Annotated in this window: 19 protein-coding genes; 14 read left to right on the forward strand and 5 right to left on the reverse strand. The window is 67.2% G+C overall.

What is annotated here, in order from left to right:
• The 4 genes from bphC to A5678_RS04665 all read left to right on the forward strand — a co-directional run bounded on the left by bphC (position 1) and on the right by A5678_RS04665 (position 4,293).
• Positions 1-909 (forward strand): biphenyl-2,3-diol 1,2-dioxygenase, encoded by a 909-nt coding sequence (gene bphC, locus A5678_RS04650; RefSeq protein ID WP_068039118.1) that lies wholly within the window; start codon positions 1-3, stop codon positions 907-909.
• Positions 906-2,372, forward strand: a complete 1,467-nt coding sequence (locus A5678_RS04655; protein ID WP_068039121.1) for an FAD-dependent oxidoreductase — start codon at positions 906-908, stop codon at positions 2,370-2,372. Before bphC ends, A5678_RS04655 begins: the two co-directional genes overlap by 4 nt.
• Before the next feature lie 191 nt (positions 2,373-2,563).
• A complete protein-coding gene (locus A5678_RS04660; RefSeq protein ID WP_068039125.1) occupies positions 2,564-3,373 on the forward strand; it encodes an IclR family transcriptional regulator in 810 nt (269 codons plus the stop codon).
• Positions 3,370-4,293, forward strand: coding sequence for an alpha/beta hydrolase (locus A5678_RS04665; protein ID WP_068039129.1), 924 nt, complete (start codon positions 3,370-3,372; stop codon positions 4,291-4,293). Before A5678_RS04660 ends, A5678_RS04665 begins: the two co-directional genes overlap by 4 nt.
• On the opposite strand, the gene A5678_RS04670 is transcribed toward A5678_RS04665, so the two are convergent.
• The gene (locus tag A5678_RS04670; RefSeq protein ID WP_068039133.1) at positions 4,270-5,508 is read right to left on the reverse strand and encodes an NADH:flavin oxidoreductase; all 1,239 of its coding nucleotides are present in this window, start codon (positions 5,506-5,508) and stop codon (positions 4,270-4,272) included. The genes A5678_RS04665 and A5678_RS04670 overlap by 24 nt on opposite strands.
• Before the next feature lie 101 nt (positions 5,509-5,609).
• Here A5678_RS04670 and A5678_RS04675 point away from each other — a divergent pair, with 101 nt between their 5' ends.
• The 3 genes from A5678_RS04675 to A5678_RS04685 are packed head-to-tail and all read left to right on the forward strand — an operon-like array spanning position 5,610 to position 7,040.
• Positions 5,610-5,966 carry a hypothetical protein gene (locus A5678_RS04675; protein WP_068039370.1) on the forward strand — a complete coding sequence of 119 codons (357 nt, stop codon included), beginning with the start codon at positions 5,610-5,612 and terminating at the stop codon, positions 5,964-5,966.
• On the forward strand, positions 5,959-6,594 hold the full coding sequence (locus A5678_RS04680) for a Dabb family protein (protein WP_068039136.1): 636 nt from the start codon (positions 5,959-5,961) through the stop codon (positions 6,592-6,594). The genes A5678_RS04675 and A5678_RS04680 overlap by 8 nt, the downstream gene beginning before the upstream one ends.
• 8 nt (positions 6,595-6,602) lie before the next feature.
• Complete coding sequence (locus A5678_RS04685; RefSeq protein ID WP_197502030.1) at positions 6,603-7,040, forward strand: SRPBCC family protein; 438 nt, start codon at positions 6,603-6,605, stop codon at positions 7,038-7,040.
• 30 nt (positions 7,041-7,070) lie between these two features.
• Here A5678_RS04685 and A5678_RS04690 read toward each other — a convergent pair whose 3' ends face one another.
• A complete protein-coding gene (locus A5678_RS04690; protein WP_068039142.1) occupies positions 7,071-7,958 on the reverse strand; it encodes an SDR family NAD(P)-dependent oxidoreductase in 888 nt (295 codons plus the stop codon).
• Positions 7,955-9,886 carry an NAD(P)/FAD-dependent oxidoreductase gene (locus tag A5678_RS04695; RefSeq protein WP_068039145.1) on the reverse strand — a complete coding sequence of 644 codons (1,932 nt, stop codon included), beginning with the start codon at positions 9,884-9,886 and terminating at the stop codon, positions 7,955-7,957. The genes A5678_RS04690 and A5678_RS04695 overlap by 4 nt, the downstream gene beginning before the upstream one ends.
• 102 nt (positions 9,887-9,988) lie before the next feature.
• Between A5678_RS04695 and A5678_RS04700 the strand changes: the two genes are divergently transcribed.
• From A5678_RS04700 to A5678_RS04730, 7 genes are all read left to right on the forward strand, one after another.
• Positions 9,989-11,575, forward strand: coding sequence for an acyl-CoA synthetase (locus tag A5678_RS04700; RefSeq protein WP_068039149.1), 1,587 nt, complete (start codon positions 9,989-9,991; stop codon positions 11,573-11,575).
• Between the two features lie 25 nt (positions 11,576-11,600).
• The gene (locus A5678_RS04705) at positions 11,601-12,740 is read left to right on the forward strand and encodes an acyl-CoA dehydrogenase family protein (RefSeq protein ID WP_068039154.1); all 1,140 of its coding nucleotides are present in this window, start codon (positions 11,601-11,603) and stop codon (positions 12,738-12,740) included.
• Positions 12,737-13,762, forward strand: coding sequence for an acyl-CoA dehydrogenase family protein (locus tag A5678_RS04710; protein ID WP_231983572.1), 1,026 nt, complete (start codon positions 12,737-12,739; stop codon positions 13,760-13,762). The genes A5678_RS04705 and A5678_RS04710 overlap by 4 nt, the downstream gene beginning before the upstream one ends.
• A 70-nt stretch (positions 13,763-13,832) precedes the next feature.
• Positions 13,833-14,312 carry a nuclear transport factor 2 family protein gene (locus A5678_RS04715; protein ID WP_068039159.1) on the forward strand — a complete coding sequence of 160 codons (480 nt, stop codon included), beginning with the start codon at positions 13,833-13,835 and terminating at the stop codon, positions 14,310-14,312.
• Positions 14,309-15,178, forward strand: a complete 870-nt coding sequence (locus A5678_RS04720; protein ID WP_068039162.1) for an SDR family oxidoreductase — start codon at positions 14,309-14,311, stop codon at positions 15,176-15,178. The genes A5678_RS04715 and A5678_RS04720 overlap by 4 nt, the downstream gene beginning before the upstream one ends.
• Before the next feature lies 1 nt (position 15,179).
• A complete protein-coding gene (locus tag A5678_RS04725) occupies positions 15,180-16,124 on the forward strand; it encodes an alpha/beta hydrolase (RefSeq protein ID WP_068039165.1) in 945 nt (314 codons plus the stop codon).
• Positions 16,125-16,207: 83 nt separating this feature from the next.
• A complete protein-coding gene (locus A5678_RS04730; RefSeq protein ID WP_068039168.1) occupies positions 16,208-17,284 on the forward strand; it encodes a hypothetical protein in 1,077 nt (358 codons plus the stop codon).
• Between the two features lie 84 nt (positions 17,285-17,368).
• Here A5678_RS04730 and A5678_RS04735 read toward each other — a convergent pair whose 3' ends face one another.
• Together A5678_RS04735 and A5678_RS04740 are read right to left on the reverse strand one after the other, a co-directional pair.
• Complete coding sequence (locus tag A5678_RS04735; RefSeq protein WP_068039376.1) at positions 17,369-17,659, reverse strand: ferredoxin; 291 nt, start codon at positions 17,657-17,659, stop codon at positions 17,369-17,371.
• Positions 17,659-18,795: a Rieske 2Fe-2S domain-containing protein gene (locus A5678_RS04740; protein ID WP_068039170.1), complete on the reverse strand. Its 1,137-nt coding sequence runs from the start codon at positions 18,793-18,795 to the stop codon at positions 17,659-17,661. The genes A5678_RS04735 and A5678_RS04740 overlap by 1 nt, the downstream gene beginning before the upstream one ends.
• Positions 18,796-18,820 lie beyond the last annotated feature (25 nt).

Here is an 18,820-nt window from a genome sequence, read left to right on the forward strand (position 1 = left end):
TTGACCGACCTGAAAAGCCTGGGCTACATCACCGTTTCGACAAACGACATCGACCGCTGGCGACAATTCGCCTTCGGTGTCCTGGGTTTCGCCGTGGGTAAAGGTCCCGACCCGGAGGCGCTGTATCTGCGGATGGACGAGCGCGCGGCCCGGCTCATCGTGGTGCCCGGTGAGACCGACCGGGTGCTGACGGTCGGCTGGGAGGTGCGTGACCGCCCCGCGCTGCAACGGGTCAAGGCGGCCCTGGACGCCGCGGGGACCCCGTTCAAGCAACTGTCCACCGACGAGGCCGAGGCCCGCCGCGTGGAGGAGGTGATCACCTTCGAGGACCCGGCCGGCACCACGCTCGAGGTCTTCCATGGTGCGGTGCTCGACCACAGCCCGGTCGTCACGCCGTTCGGCGCGAAGTTCGTGACGGGCGACCAAGGCATGGGCCACGTCGTGGTGCCGGCGATGGACCCCAACGGGCTATTCGACTTCTACACCGAGGTGCTGGGTTTCCGCGCCCGCGGCGCGTTCCGGGTGCCGTTGCCGAAAGAGTTTGGGCCCGTGCGGGTTCGCTTCCTGGGCATCAACGAGCGACACCACAGCCTGGCGATCGTGCCGGCGGCGCATCAGCGCGACCCGCGCCTGGTGCACATCATGGTGGAGGTCGACAGCCTGGACGCCGTCGGGCAGGCGCTGGACCGGGTGAACGCGGAGGGCTTCCAGTTGTCCTCCACGCTGGGCCGGCACACGAACGACAAGATGGTGTCGTTCTACGTCCGCGCGCCGGGCGACTGGGACATCGAGTTCGGCACCGACGGCATGCGGGTCGACGAAACCTATTACACGGCGGAGGAAATCACCGCCGACAGCTACTGGGGTCACCAGTGGGTCGGCGAAATGCCCGCGGCCATGCGGTTATGACGCCGGATACCGAGGTCACGCCGGTGCCGGCCGCGTCGATCACGTCGTGGGATGACGAGGCCGACGTGGTCATCGCCGGATACGGGGTGGCCGGCGCCGCCGCGGCGGTGGAGGCGGCGCGCTCCGGCGCCGACGTGCTGGTGTTGGAACGCACCGGGTCCTGGGGCGGCGCGGCGGCGATGGCGGGCGGGTTCATCTACCTCGGCGGCGGTACGCCCCTGCAAAAGGCTTGCGGCTTCGACGATTCCGTCGACAACATGGCCGCTTTCCTGAACGTCGCGATGGGACCCGGCGCCCATGAGAACCGGATCGCCGACTATTGCGCCGGCAGCGTCGCCCACTTCGACTGGCTGGTCGGCTGCGGCGTGCCGTTCAAGGCGGAGTTCTTCTCCGAGCCCGGCTGGGAGCCGATGGGTGACCAGGGCCTGATGTACAGCGGCGGCGAAAACGCCTACCCCTTCAACACGATCGCCTCCCCCGCCCCGCGCGGTCACGTCCCGCAGATGTCGAACAAGAAGCAGGGCGAAGCCAGCGCGGGCTACATGCTGATGAAGCCGCTCGTCGAGACGGCCACCGCCGCCGGCGCACGCGCGCTCTACGACGTGCGGGTGCAACGCCTCATCGTCGAAGCCGACGGCAGGGTGGTCGGGATCCGCGCGCGCCAGTACGGCAACGAGATTGCGGTCCGGGCCCGCAAGGGCGTGGTGCTCGCGACGGGCAGCTTCGCCTACAACGACGCGATGGTGGCCCGTTACGCGCCGCGGATCGCGGGCCGCCCGGCCGCATCCATCGAGCAGCATGACGGGCAGGCCATCCGGATGGCCCAGGCGTTGGGCGCCGATTTGGCGCACATGGACGCCACCGAGGTCGCGATCTTCATCGACCCCCAACAACTGGTGCGCGGCATCCTGGTCAACGGCCGCGGCCAGCGCTACGTCGCCGAGGACACCTATCCGGGTCGCATCGGCCAGCTCACCCTCTACCAACAGGACAACATCGCCTTCCTGATCATCGACGACGACGCCCAGCAGGAGGCGATGGCGTCGTGGTCCCCGAAATTCATGCTGCGACCGGCAACCTGGGTGGCCGACAGCGTCGCCGACCTGGAACACGACATGGGACTGGCGCCGGGTTGCCTGCGGGCGACCGTCGCCGCCTACAACGAGGGCGCCGCCCGCGGCGAGGATCCGCTGCTGCACAAGAAGCCGGAGTGGTTGAAGCCCATCGGTTCCCCGGTCGGCGCCATCGACTTGCGGGAGAACACCGGCGGTTTCACATTGGGCGGCCTGGCCACCACGCTGGACGCCGAGGTGCTCCACGTCAGCGGTGAACCCATCCCCGGTCTCTTCGCCGCCGGGCGCTGCACCGCTGGGCTGGCCGCGTGGGGCTACGCCAGCGGTATTTCGCTCGGTGACGGCAGCTTCTACGGCCGCCGCGCGGGCCGATCCGCGGCCAAGGGCTGAGCCCGGCCGCATCCTGCGCCGCGGCCGCGAGCGTAAGGGCACTGCGAAAAAGCACCCAGGAATTCGCAGTGTGCTTACGCTCGCGCGCTCAAGGAATCCCGTCCGGCGATTTTCCGCGCGTCGTGTGACAGCAACCACACCGCTGTGGTAGAACTATATTCCTAATAGGAATATGCCAGCCAGGAGGATTCATGTCGGCGCCTGTCGAAACCCCCACGGCCGTCATCGACCGGATATCGCTGGTTCTCGACGCCTTCGAGGGTCCGGGGCGGCTCACCCTGGCGCAGATCGTCAGGCGCACCGGCCTGCCCCGCTCGTCGGCGCATCGGATGCTCGAACGCCTGGTACAGCTGCGCTGGCTGCGCCGCGACGGCCGCGATTATGAGTTGGGCATGCGCCTCGTCGAACTCGGATCGCTCGCCGTGCATCAGGACCGGCTGGTGCGGGCGGCCGGCCCGCTGCTGGGTGAGTTGCACCGCGCCACCGGCCTCTCCGTGCACTTGGCCGTGCTCGACGGCCCGGACGTTGTATACCTGGACAAGATCGGTGACCAGAGAATCCCTACCCGGGTGGGTGGTCGTCAACCCGCCCATTGCACCGCGGTCGGCAAGGCGATCCTCGCCTATCGCGATGAGGATGCCGAGCTCGATCTGCGGGTTCGGAAGACGAAATACTCGATCTCCAGTGGCGCCCAGCTGGCCGTCGAGTTAGCCAAGGTGCGGGCCCACGGCGTCGCGTTCGAACGCGAGGAGTCACTGCTCGGATTCGGTTGCGTGGCAGCGCCGATCGGCGGGCCGGGTGACGCGGTCGCCGCCGTGTCGGTGTGCGGTCCGATGAACCGCATGACGTTCGACCAGCGACTGACGGCCCCGGTGCGCATGATCGCGATGGGCATCTGGCGCAACGTCGAGGACGGCCCGCAGCGCGTCGCTCCGACCCTGCAGCCGCTGCGTCCGTTGATGCCACATCGGCCCCAGCGTGCGGCCCTGCAGTACGCGTGAGCCTCGACCCGCAGATCGCCGGGATCCTCGAGCAACTGGACCGCGGGTTCCCTCCCGTCCATGTCATGACCGGCGCGGAAGCCAGGGCGCTGATCAGATCCCGGTTGGTGCCACCGGCCGAGCCCGAGCCCGTCGGCGCGGTCGCCGAGAACTCGGTCGAGGGTGGGGGCGGCCCGATCCCGGTGCGCGTGTACCGGCCCCGTGCCACCGGACCGCTCCCCATCGTCGTCTATGCGCACGGCGGCGGCTTCGTGTTCTGCGACCTCGACAGCCACGACGGCCTGTGCCGCAGCATCGCGAATCTCATCCCTGCCGTGGTGGTGTCGGTCGGTTACCGGCTGGCACCCGAGAACCCGTGGCCCGCCGCCGCCGAGGATGTGTACGTGGCGACGTGCTGGGCGGCCGATAATGCCGCTGCGCTCGGGGGTGACCCGGAGCGGCTTGCCGTCGGCGGCGACAGCGCCGGTGGCAACCTGGCCGCGGTCACCGCGCTGATGGCTCGCGACCGCGGAGGACCGCAGCTGGAGGGCCAGCTGCTGCTCTACCCGGTGATCGACGCCGACTTCGATACCGAGTCCTACCGGCTGTTCGGGCAGGGCTACTACAACCCGAAGCCGGCTTTGCAGTGGTACTGGGACTGCTACGTGCCCTCCCCCGGCGACCGCAGGCATCCCTACGCCTCCCCACTGCGGGCCGACCTGCATGGGCTGCCGCGCGCCGTAATGGTCGTCGCCGGACACGACCCGCTGCGCGACGAAGGAATGGCCTTCGGCACGGCGCTGGATGCCGCCGGTGTCTCGACCGTGCAGCTGCGTTACGAAGGCGGCATCCACGGTTTCATGACGATGCCGATGCTCGACCTCGCGCAACGGGCCCGCAAAGAGGCGTCCGCGGCGCTAGCCGATCTGCTGCGACGGTAAAGCGTCGGGGTGCAACGGCTCTGTCGCGCCGTAGCGCTGCTCGGGGTCCAGAACACAGTGGGTGCGCCCGAACACCGTGACCATGCACTTGTTGTTGTGCGTGCACAGGCTGCGCACCGTCGGGTCGGCGATCATCTTCGCGACCAGGTCCGGCTCGCGCAGCAACGCCCGGCCGATGGCCACGAAGTCGAAGCCCTCGCGCATGCCGGTCTCGACATGCTCGCGATTCGTAATGCCGCCCAGCAGGATCAGCTTCGTGTCGTGGACCGCGGGCACGAACTGGCGGGCATTCGCCAGCATGTAGAGGTCGTGGTACGGGTAGTCACCCATCGCCCACTTTCCGATGAACCGGATTCCAGTGCGCATGGGCTGCGGAATCACCCGGGCGAACTCCCTGACCGGAACGTCACCCCGGAACAAATACATCGGCTTGAAAACCGAAGAGCCCTGGGTCAATTCGATCGCATCGAGGGTTGCGTCGGCGTCGAGCAGCGCGGCGGTGCGCAGCGCTTCGTCGAGCCAGATACTGCCCGGCACACCGTCGTCCATGTCCAGTTTGGCCGTCACCGCGATGCGGTCACCGACCTCGTCGCGCACGCGACGGGCGATCTCGCGGCAGAATCGCGACCGGTTGTCGATGTTGCCGCCGTACTCGTCCTTGCGCCGATTGAGCAACGGGCTCAGAAACGAGCTGGGCAGGTACAGGTGCCCGAAATGCAGCTCCACCACGTCGAACCCCGCTTCGGCGGCCACCCGGGCGGCGGAGCCGAATTGGTCCACCACCGTCTGGATCTCGGCACGGGTCATCTCGCGGCAGTAGCCCATCGAGGCGGGGTTGATGAACCGGCTGGGCGCCATCGGGGTAACCCCCGTGAGCTTTTTGTGCGCGACCACCCCGGCGTGGCCCAGCTGTGCGGAGATCGCAGCCCCGTCCCCGTGTACTGCCTCGGTCAGACGCCGCAGGCCGGGCAACGCCTTCGGGTTCATGACGATCTGGCCGGGCGCACTGGCCCCCTCGGGGGCCACGCAGCAGTACGCCACCGTCGTCATGCCGACGCCGCCCCGCGAGAACGCGCGATGGAAGGCGATCAGATCGTCGGTGACCAGCCCGTCGGGGGAACGACCTTCTGACGTCGCGGCCTTGATCACCCTGTTGCGCAATGTCACCGGGCCCAATGCGGCGGGGGCGAACGGGTCCGGCGGTGCGGTGCTCATCCGGCTACCGTTGCCCCGCTCCGGCCGCCGGTCAACCGGAGGTTCCCGATAGTCGGGAGCCGGGGACGCCGCGCGCGGCGGTCATGCCATACGGTCGGCTGATGGCCGACGGCGAAGTCTTCGTGATCGACCGGGTGGTCACCAGGCCCGGATGCGCCCGGCGGTTCGTCGACACCTACCTCGCCGAATACGCCCCCGGCGCGCGCGAACGCGGCATGACGCTGCGCGACCTGCTGGTCAGCCCGCCGATCTGGTTCGACGACGCCGATGCGCAGGTCAACACCGTCACGGTCACCTGGACCCTGCCCAGCACGCAGGCGTGGTGGGAGATGACGTGGAAGGGTCGCCCGGACCCGGCGTTGGGTGAATGGTGGGCGCAGATCGGCGAATTGGTGCAGGAGCGGTCCCGTTCCTTCGCCGCGGCCGCCGACGACGTCGACGGCCTGTGCGATGTATAGCGTCACGCGGCTGATCGACGTCGCCGAACCGGACCGCGGCCGGCTGCTCGCCGGATTGCGCGCCGCCGCTTCCGACGCCGGGGCGCAGCGTTGGGTGGTGGAACCCACGCTGCCCGGTTCGCGCAACGGCGGCGATATCCTCGTCCACCTACGCTTCGCGTCCAAAGATGAATGGGATTGCGCGGCGGATTGTTTCGGCGCGGTCTTGGACGATCCCGCGGTCGGCCGGGTGAACGGTGCGGCCTACCCGGGAATGCCCGTGCAGCGCCGCGACAAGCCGGGAACCGTGTACCGGGCGCTGCTGCTGAGGGTGCTGCCCGACACGGATCAGGCCACCGTCGCCCGTTTCGAGACCGACCTGCAGCTGATGCCGCGGTATGTGCGCACCATCACCGACTGGCAGCTGAGCAGGGTCGAGGAGGCCACCGGCGTCTCGGCGTGGACGCACGTGTTCGAACAGCTTTTCACCGACGTAGACGGGTTGACGGGGCCCTATCTGATGCATCCGATCCACTGGGCGGTGGTGGATCGCTGGTTCGATCCCGAATGTCCCGACGTCATCGTGCGCGACCGCGTCTGCCACAGTTTCTGCCAGAGCGACGCGGCCGTTCTGCGGCTGGGCGGGTGAACCACCCGATGCACTACTCCATTTGGCTCGAACAAGCCTGCACCGCGCCTCCTGACGTCGTTTATGACCTGCTCATCGACGTCGAGCGGTGGCCGGAGTGGTTGTCCGGCACGCGAAGCGCGGGTTGGGAGGACCCGGAAACTCCGGGCAAACGGGAAGGGGCCATACGCGGAGTCGCCGTGAGTGGCTTGACCATGCGGGAGGAGATTCTGATTGACGACGGGCCGCGCCACCACGCGTATCGCATCGTGTCCGGAATCCCGGTGACCGACCATCGCGCCGATGTTCACATCCACGAGCAAGCCGGCGGATCGCTCATTGTCTGGCGGGCGACGTTCCGTTCGCGGATTCCCCTAGCGGGCCCGCTGATGTGGTTGATGATGCGCGCCAGCATGCCCCGCATGGCGGCAGATTTGGCCAGAGGCGCCGAGCACCGAGCTATCTGATCGACGATACCTGCCAGCGCGAGTGTCGCGTCAGAGTCCCGCGGGGGAGATATTCGGGTTGGCGGTCGCCGGTGGTGGCAGCGGCGGCAGCACCGCGGTCCCATCCAGACTGTGCACGGGCAGCTGCTGCGACCACGGAAAGTGCAGGCTGAACGCGACGAGCCCGGTGCGCTCGGCGGCGGGCAGGTGACACATCGCCAGCACAGTCTCGGCCAGGTATTCCACCGGCTCGGTCGGGAAGCCATTCGGAATGAGCTGAGCCGCACCGGGCGTGCGAACGGCCGTCGATGGGCCGACACAGTTCACCGCGATGTTGGCATCGAGCAATTCGGCCGCGACGCCTTGGGTGAAGCGGTGCAGCGCGGCCTTGCATGATGCGTAGATCACGTCGCCGGAAGTCTTGTTGTATTCCCGGTACGGTCGCACCGGGGCGACGCCGGTCACCGAGCCGATGTTGACAATCCAGCCTGCGCCCTGCTTGCGCATTTGCGGCACAGTCGCTTTCGTCAAGACGAACGGCGTGCGCAGGTAGTGCTCCACGGTGCGATCGAACGTCTCCAGACTCATGTCCTCCACCAGCGAGTAGTCCGCGAAACCTGCATTGTTGACCAGGATGTCGATGCGGCCGGTCCGATCGAGCACCTCGTCGATCAGCGCGTCGCGCTGCCCGGCATCCTCGAGATTGGCCGCGACAGCGAGCGCCTTCCCGCCGGCGGCCTCGATCAACTCGACCGTCTCGCCGACGGTGCCGGGAAGCGTGGTGGCCGCTCCACCGCGGATGGACGACGACGCGGCGTGCGAGCGGGCCGTAACTGCGACGGTGGCGCCTTCCGCAGCCAAGCGCTGGGCGATCGCCCGACCGATCCCGCGGCTGCTGCCGGTGACCAGAGCCGTCCTCCCGGAAAGCAACTCGCTCATCGCAACTCGAAATCGTCCTCAACCGGTGCGCGGTGATCACGCCATACGTCGAGCAGCCGATATGGGAAGGCCGTCACGATCCGTCCGCCGCCCGAACGGTAGTACGTGTGCGCGGACGGGGTGTGGCACCACACTGTGCCCTCCATCGTCGCGTCGATGTCGGCGACGTAGTCGTTGTAAGCGCGCTGCTTCACTTCGATTGTCGACGCCGCTCGCAGTGCCATGAGCTGGAGACATTCCATGACGTAGTGCACCATCACTTCGACGCCGAAATTGTGGCCCGCGCCGTGTCCCGGGCTGTAATTGGGCGCCGACGAAACGAACAAATTGGGGAACCCGGGGACGGTCCCACCGCGGTAAGCCCGCGGTCGGTCGCCCCACTCGTCGGCCAGCTTCTTGCCGTCTCGCCCCCGAATGTCCACGGTGGACAGGAAGTCCAGATGGTAACCGGTCGCGTAGACGATGACGTCCAAGTCGATCTGCCGACCGTCGGCCGTCACGATGCCGGCCTCGTTGACTCGGGCCGGCTCGCCGGCTTCGACGTCGACGTGCTCTCGGGCGAGCGCCGCATAGTATCCGCCGGGATCGCGGATGATCCGCTTGCCGTAGGGCGCGAAATCCGGCGTGACCTTCCGCGCCAGCTCGCTGTCGGCGCCGAAGACGTCGTCGATGTACTTCAGGCACATCTGCAGCAGCGCGTCGTTGGCCGGTGAGATGGACAGATGGCCGGCCGCCCATTCGGGGTCGTACAAGATCACGGGGTAATTGTTGTCTGCGGTTCCCCAATAGGATTTGAGCCGAACCCAATTGGCGTAGAAGGGCAACCGGGTGCCCAGCCAACGCTGGTAGTCGGGTACGTCGTCGGTGAGTCGCCGCCGCGGCGCCACCCAGTGCGGCTGGCGCTGGAACACCGTCAGGTGCGACACCTGGTCGACACACGCGTCGACGATCTGCACCGCGGTGCAGCCCGCACCGATGACGGCAACCCGCTTGCCGGTCAGATCCAGATCGGGATCCCACTGCGCGGAATGAACTTCGACTCCCGCGAAAGTCCCCCTTCCATCCAGTTGCGGCCAGCGTGGCCGGTTGAGGTAGCCGGCGGCGGGGATCACCACATTGGCGTAGCTGATCTCACAGGCACCGTCGGGGCCCACCGCACGGATCTGCCACTGATGACGCTCGTCGTCCCACCAAAGGGCTTCGACTTCGGTACCGAAGCGGGTGCGCCGCCGCAGTTCGTACTTGTCGGCCACCGACACCAGATAGGACTGATACTCCGGCCCCATCGGGTAATAGCTGGACCAGTCGCCGTTGATGTCGCGCGACAGCGAGTAGTACGCCGACGGGGTGTCCACACCGATTCCGGGATAGGTGGTCGTGTACCAGGTGCCGCCGACCTCGTCGTGACGGTCGAAAATCTCGTAGTCCACGGCGGCGTCGGCCAGCTCCAACGCGGCGGTCAATCCCGCAATACCGGCGCCGATGATCGCCACCCGGAAGTCGTCGGGGAGCTTCGCGGTGCGGGGCAGCACCGGCTGTGGCGGCTGGAATCCGCCCTGCTCCAACAGCAGCGGGACGTACTCGGGGGCGATCGTTCCGCCGAGTGCGACGGGCGCGATCCGCGCGAACAGCTCGCGGTCGTCGGCACGGGCGGCGTGCCGAGAGCGGGGCGCCTGCAGCGCGGTGACCAACGCCTCGACGATGGCCGTCCTGGTAGCCGGGTCGGTAGCGCCCGCCTGCTCGGGCGGGTCGGGCACGTGGGTGATCTTCGGTGCGAAGCGGTCGACCACCCCGGCGTCACCGGTCAGTTGCGCCAGCACGGCGACGAGCACGCCGGGGTCGGCCCGGAGGAGGTTGGCCCGCAGTTCGTCCGGATCGACCTCCACCCGCCCGGTGCGGTCGGCTCTCGCGGGTGCGCCAGTGCTCATGACGCCGAGTATCGCCGCCGCCCACTGCTATCGGGCAGCCCTTGTCTACTCAGCGGGACACCGGCGACAAGCCGTCGAGTATCGGCGCCTACGGTGGCGCGCATGCAGTTGGGCGACCTTGACGTCACCGTCGCGCGCGCACGCAGCCATGCGCTCGGCGATATCCCCCGCCGGTCGGCGCGCAGCCACCCGGACAAGACCGCGATTGTCGACGGTGACGTCGTGCTGAGTTTCGCCGAGCTCGAGAACCTGGTGGACCGCGCCGCCGCGGCATTGGGCGACAACGGTTTCAGAGCCGGTGACCGGTTGGCGCTGTTGTCGCACAACTGCTGGCAATACGCGGTACTGGTGTTCGCTACTGCCCGGGTCGGGGTGGTCCTCGTCCCGGTCAACTTCATGCTCACCGCCGAGGAGGTCTCCTACATCCTCGGCCATAGTGGCGCACGAGGTTTCATCGTTGAAGCGGACTTGACACCCACCGCTGAGCAAGCCATGCGAATGGGTGGAGCGGTAACGACGAAGGCGGCGCTGATGCCGGCCGGGCGGTCCGCTCCAGCCGGCTGGTCCGACTTCACCCACTGGCTGAGCACCACATCGACGGCCCCACGCCCGTACATCGACGACGACCAACTGCTGCGTCTGATGTACACCAGCGGCACCGAATCCCGACCCAAGGGCGCCATGCACACCAGCCGCAGCCTGATGTGGAACTACATCAGCACGATCCTCGCCGGCGACATGTCTGCCGACGACGTCGAGATCCATTCCCTGCCGCTCTACCACTGCGCACAACTGGACAACTTTCTGGCCCCGGACGTCTATCTCGGCGCCACCAGCATCATCCTGCCGCGGCCGGATCCCGAACTCATCCTGCGCACCATCGAGCGCTACGCCGTCACCAGCTATTTCGCCCCACCGACGGTGTGGATCTCGTTGCTGCGATCACCCGTCTTCGACACCGTCGACCTGTCCAGCCTGCGCAAAGGGTATTACGGCGCCTCAGCGATGCCGATCGAGGTCCTCGGGGAGATCCGGGAACGCCTGCCGCGTCTGCGGTTGTGGAACTTCTACGGCCAGACCGAGATGGCGCCGCTGGCCTCCGCGCTCGGACCCGACGAACAGGACGCGCACGCAGGTTCGGCAGGGCGTCCGGTCGCCAACGTGGAGACGGCGATCCTCGATGACGACGGCGCCCCGCTTGGTTCCGGCCGCGTCGGTGAAATCGCCCACCGCAGCGCGCATTTGATGCTCGGCTACCTCGACGAACCACAGAAAACAGCCGAGGCCTTCCGGGGCGGCTGGTTCCACTCCGGCGACCTCGGCTACTACGACGAACACGGCCTGCTCCATGTCGTGGACCGCAAGAAGGACATGATCAAGACCGGCGGGGAAAACGTCGCGAGCCGGGAGGTCGAAGAAGTCATCTACCGGCACAGCGGCATCGAAGAAGTCGCGGTGTTCGGGCTGGCCCACCCGGTTTGGGTCGAGGCCGTGGTCGCGGCGGTGGTGCCGCGCTACGGCGTCCGGCTCACCGAGGACGACCTACTCGCCCACTGCCGCGCGCACCTGGCCGGGTTCAAGACACCCAAGCAGATCTTCTTCGTCGACTCCCTGCCGAAGAACCCCAGCGGCAAGCTGCTCAAACGCATGCTGCGCGAGCGATTCGGCTCGGGATCAACTGACCGGTGAAACGCGCAGGGTGAAAGATACGGTGATGGCGTTCTCCCGGTTGGTGCCCCCTGTCTCAGTCGATCCTTTGTCGACGCGAGGGCTTCGCGACGAGGTGCGGCAGTTCCTGGACGAGCAGCGGGCCGTTGATGCGTTCACCCCGTCGGTGGACGCCTGGCTCTCGGGGTGGGACGAGGACTTCACCGCCGCGCTCGCGGCGCGCGGCTGGTTGGGGATGACGGTGCCCGTCGAATATGGCGGCCACGGGCGTTCGTTCCTGGAGCGGTTCGCCGTCACCGAGGAGCTGCTCGCCGCCGGCGCCCCCGTCGCTGCGCACTGGATCGCCGACCGGCAGATCGTGCCGTCCTTGCTGAAATACGGCACAGAGTCACAGAAGTCGGCTTTCCTGCCGCGGATCGTGCGCGGCGAGTGCTTCTTCGCCATCGGCATGAGCGAGCCGGAGTCCGGCTCCGATCTGGCCAGCGTGCGCACCAGGGCCCTGCGCGTCGACGGAGGCTGGTCGCTCACCGGCACCAAGGTTTGGACATCGGGCGCACACCTCGCGCACGCGTTCATCGTGCTCGCCCGCACGGCGCCACCGGATCCTGAGCACCGGCACGCCGGACTGAGCCAGTTCATCGTCGACCTGCGCGGGCCCGGCGTCGACGTGCGCCCGATCGTCTCGATGAACGGCGCCCACCACTTCAACGAGGTGATACTCGATGAGGTGTTCGTCCCCGACGACATGGTGTTCGGCGCCATCGGTGACGGCTGGCGGCAGGTGACTTCCGAGCTGAGCTTCGAGCGCAGCGGGCCCGAGCGGTACCTGTCGACCTTCGTCCTGCTGGCCGCCTGCGCCGACCGGATGGCGGCGAACGCCATTCCTCGCGACGCGGATCTGGGCAGACTCGTTGCGCGAGTCACCGGTCTGCACCACATGTCCACCGCGGTCGCCGGCGCGTTGGAACGGCGCGAGGCGGCCGACGTCCCCGCCGCCCTGGTCAAGGTGCTCGGCACCGTCACCGAAGGCGACATCGCAGAGTTCGCCGACCTGCAGGACTCCCCCGATCGGATCTTCGCGGAGTTGGTGCGTGCCGCCGTGGACCAGCGGCCGGGGTTCACCCTGCGCGGCGGCACCAATGAGGTGCTTCGCGGAGTCATCGCGCGCGGGTTGGGGCTGCGGTGAGCACTTGGCCTTCCGTCGACGAAGCCCTGGCCGACATCATGGGCGCCGTCTTTGCCGGTCACCGCGAAAAGCTCGCGGGCGGAAGGATCGCCGAGCGAGGCTCTGACCTGTGGCACCAGCTTGCCGAGCTCGGTCTTCTGCGCCTCACCGGTGCGGTCGAGCAGGGCGGCAGCGGGGCTGGGTGGTACGAGGCGGCCGAACTCCTCACGGCGGCGGTGCGCAGCGGTATTCGAATGCCGCTGGCGGAGCACGACTTGCTCGCATGCTGGCTCCTGGAGGCCAGCGGGTTGGCCGCCGACGGCGCGGCGCGCACGGTCTGCCTGGTCGACAAGCACGGCGCCGCGACGCACGTGCCATGGGCCAGCGCGGCCGAACGCGTGGTGGTCGTATGGCGCGCCGACGGGCAATACCGCGTCACCGACGTCGCAGCCGAAATGCTCACCATCGCCCCCGGCGCCAACTTGATCGGTGAACCCCGTGACACCGTAGCCGCCGAGCTGTCCGGCTTGCAGGGCACGCCCATCGGCCGGGTCCTGGTCACCCAGCTGCGGCTGAAGTCGGCGTTGGTGCGGGCGATCCAGGTGTGTGCCGCCCTGGACTCAATACTGCAACTCTGCATCGACCACGTGACCTCACGAACGCAGTTCGGGCGCCCACTGTCGAAATTCCAGAGCGTCCAGCACCTGGTCTCCGACGTTGCCGCCGAGGCCGCGCTCGCCCGGTCCGCAACCGACGCGGCGCTGACGGCCGCCGTCACCGGCGAATGGTCGAGCCCCACCCTGGAATTCCTTGTGGCCGCGGCACGTTCATGTGCGGGCCACGCGGCGTCTGTTGTGGTGAGAAACGCCCACCAAGTGCACGGCGCGATCGGCACCACCCGTGAGCACCGCCTGCATGAATTCACCAGGGCCGCGCTCGCGTGGCGATCGGAGTTCGGTTCGATGCGCTACTGGGACGACGTCGTCGCCGACGCTGCGATGCACGCGAGCGCCGGGGGCTTGTGGAGCCTCATCACCGAGTGATGCGGACGGTGTTCCACTCATCGGGCGGTTGCCGTGCCACCGCGGCCCCAGTGGAGTTTCATTCGATGCCATGAACAACGACATCACGCTGTCGGAACTGCAGGAGTTCATCGGCGAGTTCTGGTACCACTACGACGAGGCCCACTACGACGAGCTGGCGGCCAGGTACGCCCATGACGTGCGGTATGTCACTCGAAGCGACTCGGGTGCAAGCCCTTTCGAGGACCTCATGTCGCCCGAGCTCAACGGCCGAGACGCGGTGATCGAGTGGTTATCCCAGCATCGCAAGCAGAGCCCGTACCCGTTGCGCCACCACGCCACCAACGTCCACCGCACCGGCGCCGACGGCGATGGCACCCGTGCGCGGTTCTACATCCTGGTCAACCAGATCGCCAATTTCGTGCCGTTCGCGGTGTCCAGCGGGGTTGTCAACGTCGCCGTCCGGCGCGGCGACAATGGGCTGCAATTCACCGAGATGGACGTCGTTCTCGATGCGACCAACTCGGTCTTGCTGGCGGACCTGCACGCCGACAGCGCCGCCCCATCGTGACCGCCGGCGGCATTTTCTCCGGCGGCGTCGTCGTCATCACCGGGGCTGGGTCCGGGATCGGTGCCGGTTTGGCGCGGCACGCCCACCGGTTGGGCATGACCGTGGTGCTCGCCGACATCGACGCCGACGGCATCGCGGCGCTGCGCGACGAACTGTGCGCAACCGAAGGTACGGCCGTCGATGTCGTCTGCGACGTGCGTGATCCCGAGGCGGTACAGGGACTCGCCGACCGGGTCTATCGGGATTTCGGCGCGGTGCGCCTGCTGGTGAACAACGCGGGCATCGAACAGTTCGGCTATCTGTGGGATACGCCGGTGACCAACTGGCAGCGCGTCGTCGAGGTCAACATCAGCGGAGTCTTCCACGGCGTGCGGGCATTTCTGCCGAAAATGATGGCCGTCGGCGAGCGGGCGTGGGTGTGGAACGTTGCGTCAGTCGGCGCTGTTGTGACAATGCCGTTGCAGACGCCCTACATCGCGAGCAAGCACGCTGTGCTCGCAATGACCGAATGCCTCTGTACCGAGGTCCAGTTGGCGGGACACGACCACCACATACATGTGCAGGCGGTGTTGCCCGGGCCGGTGGTGTCGAACATCTTCGAATCCGCTGGGGGTGTCGATGCCACGGAGGCCGCTGACGTCGGCGCCGCCGAGACGCATCGCGAGGCCATGCTGGACATCAAAGCAATGGCGATGGACCCCTTGTCGGCCGCCGAAATACTGTTCCAACAAGCCGCCGAGGGCCGCTTCTACCTGCTCACGCATCCGGAAGTCGGGTCGGCGATGGCAGAGCGCGCGGAAGCGCTTGCCACACAACGACACCCGGTACTGCGCACGGAACGCCGGTTCAATGCCAACCAGCTCTGACATGGGGACCTGCGAGCTGGACCCCGATGCCGCCGCCCGCATCGCATCGTTCGGTGACATCCCACCGATGCGCCAGCGCGGGCTCGCGGCCGTGCGCGCCGCGCTCGAATCCGTGCCACCGCCCGAGCCGTTGGCCGAGATGGCCGCCGTCACGGAAGTAGTGATACCCGGTCCCGCGGGCGGCATCTCGGCACGGGTCTACCGCCCCAACGCCGACAGCGGCGGGCCCGTGCTGGTGTATCTGCACGGCGGCGGGCTGGTGATGGGGTCGAATCACTCGTTCGAGCCCCTGGCACGTGAGCTGGCCGCGGCGTCGGCGGCCACCGTCGTGGCGGTCGACTACCGCCTGGCCCCGGAGTGGCCGCCGCCCGCGCAGTTCGACGATGCGTACGCCGCGACCGAATGGGTGTCACGGAACGTTCGCGATCTGGGGGTCGACCCCGAGCGACTCGGGGTGATCGGCGACAGCGCGGGTGGCGCATTGGCGGCCGGCGTCGCGCTCGCCGCGCGCGACCGTGGCGGTCCGCCGATCTGCGCGCAGGTGCTGCTGTACCCGGGCCTGGATCGCGACATGACGGCTGCGTCCGTCACCTCCCTGGCCGACGCCCCGATGCTCACCCGCGATGACATCGACTACATGCACTCCCTGGTCGACGGCGATGCGGGTCCGCCCAGCAACCCATACCTGGTTCCCGCCTACGCATCCGAGCTTGCCGGCCTCCCTCCGGCCATCGTCGTCACCGCTGAATGCGACCCGATCCGGGACTGGGGCGAGCGGTATGCGACCCGGCTGCGGGACGCCGGCGTGCAGACCACCCTCACGCGTTATCCCGGAATGTGCCACGGATTTCTGATGCGCTCCGATGCCACGGCAAGGGGTCGGCTGGCCATCGCCGAGATCGGCGCGCTGCTGAAGGCCAAGTTCGGTCACCCGGTCCCGTTTTGACGTCCCGGTGACCGGGCTACCGCCCCGCGCACCGCAACCGCCCTGCCCACAATCGGATCACGAACTTCAGAAGGAGACAGCAGATGCTGACCGACGACCGACGGATGGAGCTTTCGGACGTGTTGCGGCCCGCCGCGCCGCCGCGCGAGGTCGACAACGTCTACACCGACGATCAGCGCGAACGCCTGCTCGACGTGGTGCGCACCGAGGGGCCATGGAGGTTGATCATTGCGCAACACTTCGCGTCCCCCGATGAGCTGATGGCCACCATGAGCGGCCTTTTCCCAGAGGGATTCACCCCATCACTCGACCTGTTCCTGACACCGACCTTCCGCGGCTACCTCGCCAACTACGGCGCCGTGCTCTACCCACAGCTGCACGACTGCTTTTACAACGCGCGGTTCCTCGAGATGGCCAAGAGCTACTGGAACGCCCAGTACGCCAAACCACAGCTGATGCTGTTCAATATCAACGGGCCGTGCGCCAACCGCGACCCCGGACATTTGGACTCGCCGAGCTTTCGCGGCGTGCGTCACGAGAACGCGCCGACCTGGCTCACCAGCGTGATGGGCAAATCCGGCCTGTTCGGCGACTACCTGATCAAAATGGCTCAGGTGATCACTTGGTTCTCGCTCGACCCGGGGAGCGGATTCACCTACTGGCCCGACGGGCCGCTCCAGGCCCCCAAGCGCGTTCTGCCGCCAATCAATAACCGTGGCGTGGTGGTGCAGAACGAAATGATGGTGCATCGCGGCGAGGCGAACGGACCACTGGAGCAACAAATTCCGGCCGGACTGTCCTTCGACACCGTCTTTACCGGTGACCCCGGTGACCGGGATCAGTGGTTGCTCAAGAACGGCGACGAGGTGATCGCCCGCCACCACACCGACCAATTGCGGTTCCTGGTGCACTGGTCCGCCGAGGTGTTCACCGACCACGACGAGCTGAAGAAGAACATGGAGGGCTCGCACGACCTGACCATCGAGAAGGCCATCGACATCATGGTCGACGACCTCAACGGCAGGGGCATCAAGCTTGACATTCCCAGCGAACCACTGCACGACCCGGCGTTCATCAGCGCGCTTAACGCCGGCTACGACCTGGGCGGCCCCGCCGTCTACCCCGAAGAGGCGCCCATCAGCGCCTTCCAGCTCGCATGATGAATCACCTCACCGCCGAGCATGGACTTTTCTGCGCGAAAAACACTTAACGGCACCATAATTCGGCATCCGGCCGGATAGGGGTCAAGCAGTTTCGTCGACGATGGCCAAACCGCCACCTCGCACGGCTTCGAGCATCGACTCCCGCAACGCCGAACACGCCAGGAACACGCCGCGACCGCCGGGCGTGGAAATCCGCTCCGCTTGGGCACGCTCGACGCACCGGGCCGTCGCGTCGGCGTTCCACTGCACGCTGGTCTGATTCCAGCTGCTTTTGCGAGCAAGCACCTGCGCCCCGCACCTACGGCACCCCACGGGGCGCATCGGCATCTCGTCGAGGCGATTGTCCTGCCGCACAGACGAATCGAGCGACATCACACCTGGCCAGCACCCTGCGCGGCCATGTTGGCCTCGACCTCTTTCATCCACGCCTCGTAGGGCCGGGTGGTGTCGAGCTCGAACTCGAAGCGGTCCACCATGTCGGGTTGGACGTCGGCCGCGTCGACGTAGAACTGCTGGTACCAGCGACGCAACTGGTAGACCGGCCCGTCCTCCTCGACGAGGAGCGGGTTGTCGATGCGCGTCTTGTGCCGCCAGATCTGCACGTCCTGCTCGAAGCCGATCTTGACGAAGTCGCCCAGGCTGATCGCGGTCTTCAGCGCCTCATCGCCAGGCAACTTGTCCGACTTCTTGACGATGATGCCATATTGCAGCACAAAGGAATTCGAGTCGATCGGGTAATGGCAGTTGATCAGGATCGTCTTGGCGTCGCCGTCCGTGTAGTGGTAGGTCAGGTCATCGATCATGAAGGACGGCCCGTAGTAGGACGCCATCGACGTGGTCCCCAGCATCGTGGTCCCCTCGGGGCCACCGATGTCGGGACGGCTCCCGCCGTTCATGTACTGCGTGGCCACCTGCCCCTCGAAAATGTTCTTGAAATACGTGGGCAACGAGCCGTGGATGTAGAAGAAGTGGGCCATGTCCACCACGTTGTCGATGATCTCGCGACAGTTGCTGTGCACGACCGTGGTGTACCAGTGCCAGTCGGTCCATTCGTCGCTGGTGGCGCCCTCGATGCGCGGGATCGTGACCTCCGCGGGCGGCGGTTTGCGCTCCGGGTCGTTCCACACGAACAACATCCCGTCCTGCTGCAGCGTGGTCCACGCCGCAGTGCGCGCCAGCTTCGGCGTGCGCCGGCTGTAGGGCACCTGCTTGCACCGCCCGTCACCGCCCCAGCGCCAGTCGTGGAACGGGCAGGCGATCTCGTCCCCCTTGACTTCGCCCTGCGAGAGATCACCGCCCATGTGCCGGCAGAAAGCGTCAAGGACGTTGATGGTGCCGTTCGCACTGCGGAAGACGACGAGCTTTTGTCCGAAGGCGCTGATCGCGTGCGGCTTGCCATCGCCGAAATCCCGGATCAGGCCTAGGCAGTGCCAGCCGCGGGCGAACCGCGTCGGCACGGCCTGCGCTTCAATCTGCCGAACTTCGTCGACCTCGGACTGCGTCGTCATAGGGAAGATTAAACTCCCGTCGCCC

This window comes from Mycobacterium sp. E2733, from assembly GCF_001667585.1.
In the GTDB taxonomy this organism is placed as follows: domain Bacteria; phylum Actinomycetota; class Actinomycetes; order Mycobacteriales; family Mycobacteriaceae; genus Mycobacterium.

Bases quoted from the DNA above. Each gene is read 5' to 3' on its own strand.
- A5678_RS04685 (WP_197502030.1), top strand. From the start codon at position 6,603: ATGCACTACTCCATTTGGCTCGAACAAGCCTGCACCGCGCCTCCTGAC.
- A5678_RS04715 (WP_068039159.1), top strand. From the start codon at position 13,833: ATGAACAACGACATCACGCTGTCGGAACTGCAGGAGTTCATCGGCGAG.
- A5678_RS04670 (WP_068039133.1), bottom strand. From the start codon at position 5,508: ATGAGCACCGCACCGCCGGACCCGTTCGCCCCCGCCGCATTGGGCCCG.
- A5678_RS04740 (WP_068039170.1), bottom strand. From the start codon at position 18,795: ATGACGACGCAGTCCGAGGTCGACGAAGTTCGGCAGATTGAAGCGCAG.
- A5678_RS04730 (WP_068039168.1), top strand. From the start codon at position 16,208: ATGCTGACCGACGACCGACGGATGGAGCTTTCGGACGTGTTGCGGCCC.
- A5678_RS04695 (WP_068039145.1), bottom strand. From the start codon at position 9,886: ATGAGCACTGGCGCACCCGCGAGAGCCGACCGCACCGGGCGGGTGGAG.
- A5678_RS04655 (WP_068039121.1), top strand. From the start codon at position 906: ATGACGCCGGATACCGAGGTCACGCCGGTGCCGGCCGCGTCGATCACG.
- A5678_RS04725 (WP_068039165.1), top strand. From the start codon at position 15,180: ATGGGGACCTGCGAGCTGGACCCCGATGCCGCCGCCCGCATCGCATCG.
- A5678_RS04705 (WP_068039154.1), top strand. From the start codon at position 11,601: ATGGCGTTCTCCCGGTTGGTGCCCCCTGTCTCAGTCGATCCTTTGTCG.
- A5678_RS04680 (WP_068039136.1), top strand. From the start codon at position 5,959: ATGTATAGCGTCACGCGGCTGATCGACGTCGCCGAACCGGACCGCGGC.
- A5678_RS04675 (WP_068039370.1), top strand. From the start codon at position 5,610: ATGGCCGACGGCGAAGTCTTCGTGATCGACCGGGTGGTCACCAGGCCC.
- A5678_RS04735 (WP_068039376.1), bottom strand. From the start codon at position 17,659: ATGTCGCTCGATTCGTCTGTGCGGCAGGACAATCGCCTCGACGAGATG.
- A5678_RS04690 (WP_068039142.1), bottom strand. From the start codon at position 7,958: ATGAGCGAGTTGCTTTCCGGGAGGACGGCTCTGGTCACCGGCAGCAGC.
- A5678_RS04660 (WP_068039125.1), top strand. From the start codon at position 2,564: ATGTCGGCGCCTGTCGAAACCCCCACGGCCGTCATCGACCGGATATCG.
- A5678_RS04700 (WP_068039149.1), top strand. From the start codon at position 9,989: ATGCAGTTGGGCGACCTTGACGTCACCGTCGCGCGCGCACGCAGCCAT.